This is a genomic window from Nocardioides pelophilus (genome assembly GCF_014180685.1).
GTDB classification, from domain to species: Bacteria; Actinomycetota; Actinomycetes; order Propionibacteriales; family Nocardioidaceae; genus Nocardioides; species Nocardioides pelophilus.
Window position 1 is genome coordinate 1 of record NZ_JACEHF010000265.1, and the last position, 2,911, is coordinate 2,911.

A 2,911-nucleotide genomic window follows, 5' to 3' on the forward strand; every position below is an offset into this window, starting at 1 on the left:
TCCCCTGAGACCCCCAACCCCCACACCCCCCAGTAGATGAAGCAGGAGAACAGATGAGCACCGAAGAGATCCGCGCAGCCCTTGCCGAGATCGTCAACGAGGTCGCCGGCGTCGACGCCGACGACGTCCAGCTCGACAAGTCGTTCGTGGACGACCTCGACGTGGACTCGCTGTCGATGGTCGAGGTCGTCGTCGAGGCCGAGGAGAAGTTCGGCGTCACGATCCCCGACGACCAGGTCAAGAACCTGAAGACCGTCGGCGACGCCGTCAGCTACATCGAGCGCGCGCAGACCGCAGCGTGACCTCAACTGCGATGACCGGACAGCCGAAGAGGACGCGCGTCGTCGTCACCGGGCTCGGAACGACGAACCCGCTGGGCGGGAACGTCGCCGACACCTGGGAAGGGATGATCGCCGGGCGGTCCGGCGTACGCCGGCTCGCCGACGCCCCCTCGTTCGCCGCCTTCGTCGAGTCCGGACTGGCCGCCGACCTCCCGGTCGGCATCGCCGGTACGGCGGCCGTCGAGCCGAGCGAGATCCTCGAGCGGGTTCGCGCCCGTCGGCTGGACCGGTCGTCGCAGTTCGCCCTCATCGCCGCCATCGAGGCCTGGCACGACTCAGGGCTCGACGTCCCGCAGCAGGCCGGTGAGCTCGACGGCGACCGCGTCGGCGTGGCGATGGCGTCCGGCATCGGAGGCGTGCAGACGCTGCTCAGCAACTACGACGCGATGCTGGCCAAGGGCCCCCGTCGGGTCTCTCCCCTCGCCGTGCCGATGCTGATGGCCAACGCGCCCGCCGCCACCATCAGTCTCGAGATCGGCGCCCGCGCGGCCGTCAACACCCCGGTCTCGGCGTGCGCCTCCGGCAACGAGGCGATCGCGCTCGCCGCCGACCAGATCCGGCTCGGCCGCGCCGACGTGGTCCTCGCCGGCGGCACCGAGGCCGCGATCCACCCGCTGCCGATCGCGGCGTTCGGCAACATGATGGCGCTCTCGAAGAACCCCAACGACCCGGCGACCGTGTCCCGGCCGTGGGACACCGCCCGCGACGGGTTCGTCCTCGGCGAGGGCGCCGGCGCCCTCGTGCTGGAGTCCGAGGAGCACGCGCTGGCGCGCGGCGCGCGGATCTACGCCGTGGTCCTCGGCACCGGCATCACCGCCGACTCCCACNCCGACGTGGCCCACGTCAACGCCCACGCGACCTCCACGCCGCAGGGCGACGTCGCCGAGGCGCTGATGCTGCACGCGACCCTCGGTGCACACGCCAACGAGGTCGTCGTCACCAGCACCAAGTCGATGACCGGGCACCTGCTCGGCGGCGCCGGTGCGCTCGAGGCAGTGGCGACGATCCTCGCGCTCCACCACCGGTTGTCCCCTCCGACGATCAACCTCGACGACCTCGACCCTGCGGTCGAGCTCGACATCGCCACCAAGGCGCGCGACCTCCCGCTCGGCGACATCGTCGGGCTCAACAACTCCTTCGGCTTCGGTGGCGCCAACGTCGCCGTCGCCTTCGGTTCAGTCGGTTAGGAGCCCCTGATGACAGCGCTCGACCGCCGCGCCGACACACCCGCCCAGCCCGCGAAGCCGGCCAAGCTGCCGCGCTCCGAGGACCCCCGCAACCCGGTCAAGCGACTCACGGCGCTGCTCGACGACGGCTCGCTCGAGCTGATCAGCCCGGACGACGAGTCCGGGATGCTGGCCGCCGTCGGCACCGTCGACGGCACCCCCGTCGTCGCGTTCTGCTCCGACGCGACGGTCATGGGCGGCGCGATGGGCGACGAGGGCTGCCGGGTCGTGGTCGACGCCTACCACCGGGCGCTGACCGACCGGGTCCCGATCATCGGCCTCTGGCACTCCGGCGGGGCCCGCCTCGCCGAGGGTGTGCTCTCGCTGCACGCCGTCGGCCGGATCTTCCAGGTGATGACCCAGGCCTCGGGCGTCATCCCCCAGATCTCCGTCGTACTCGGTCCCGCCGCAGGCGGCGCGGCCTACGGTCCCGCCCTCACCGACGTCGTGATCCTCGGCCCGGAGGGCCGGATCTTCGTCACCGGCCCCGAGGTGGTCCGCTCGGTGACGGGCGAGGACGTCGACATGCTGCGCCTCGGCGGCCCCGAGCCGCACGGCCGCCGATCCGGTGTCGTGCACGTGGTGACCGAGTCCGAGGAGGAGGCGCTCCAGCGCGGCCGGACCCTCGCCAGCCTGCTCGGCTCCCAGGGCAGCCTGCTGGTCGAGTCCGTCGACGACCGCGACCTCGAGCACCACCTGCCCGACAACAAGAAGCGTGCCTACGACGTGCACCCGCTGCTCGAGGGCGTCCTCGACGACGGCACCATGCTCGAGCTGCACGCCAAGTGGGCCCCGAACATCGTGACCGCGCTCGGTCGCCTCGGCGGTCGCACGGTCGGCGTCGTCGCCAACAACCCGCTCCGGCTGGGCGGCTGCCTCGACTCCCTGTCGGCCGAGAAGGCCTCCCGGTTCGTCCGCATGTGTGACGCGTTCGGGGTGCCGCTGGTCGTCGTCGTCGACGTCCCCGGTTACCTCCCCGGCGTGGGCCAGGAGTGGGACGGCGTCGTACGACGCGGAGCCAAGCTGCTGCACGCCTTCGGTGAGTGCGTCGTCCCCCGGGTGACCCTGGTGACCCGCAAGACCTACGGCGGCGCCTACATCGCCATGAACTCCCGGTCGATCGGCGCGACCAAGGTGTTCGCCTGGCCCGGCGCCGAGGTGGCCGTGATGGGCGCCCTCGCCGCCGTACGCATCCTGCACCGACGCAAGCTCGCGGAGGTCTCCGTCGACCTGCGGCCGCGGGTCGAGGCCGAGCTGGCCGCCGAGCACGAGCGGATCGCCGGCGGGGTCGACAAGGCCGTCGAGATCGGCGTCGTCGACGAGGTCGTCGGGCCCTCAGCCACC

At 72.0% G+C, this 2,911-nt stretch carries 3 protein-coding genes; all 3 read left to right on the forward strand.

Annotated features, from left to right (window positions below; genetic code table 11):
- Nucleotides 1-53 precede the first annotated feature (53 nt).
- Nucleotides 54-302 carry an acyl carrier protein gene (locus H0488_RS22650; protein WP_183101455.1) on the forward strand — a complete coding sequence of 83 codons (249 nt, stop codon included), beginning with the start codon at nt 54-56 and terminating at the stop codon, nt 300-302.
- Between the two features lie 11 nt (nt 303-313).
- Entirely contained in the window at nt 314-1,528 is a 1,215-nt protein-coding gene (locus tag H0488_RS22655) for a beta-ketoacyl-[acyl-carrier-protein] synthase family protein (RefSeq protein WP_183101456.1), read from the forward strand.
- A 9-nt stretch (nt 1,529-1,537) separates the two neighbouring features.
- On the forward strand, nt 1,538-2,911 hold a 1,374-nt coding region (locus tag H0488_RS22660; protein ID WP_183101457.1), incomplete at its 3' end, for an acyl-CoA carboxylase subunit beta.

Coding starts and splice junctions, on each gene's coding strand:
- H0488_RS22650 (WP_183101455.1), top strand. CDS start 54: ATGAGCACCGAAGAGATCCGCGCAGCCCTTGCCGAGATCGTCAACGAG.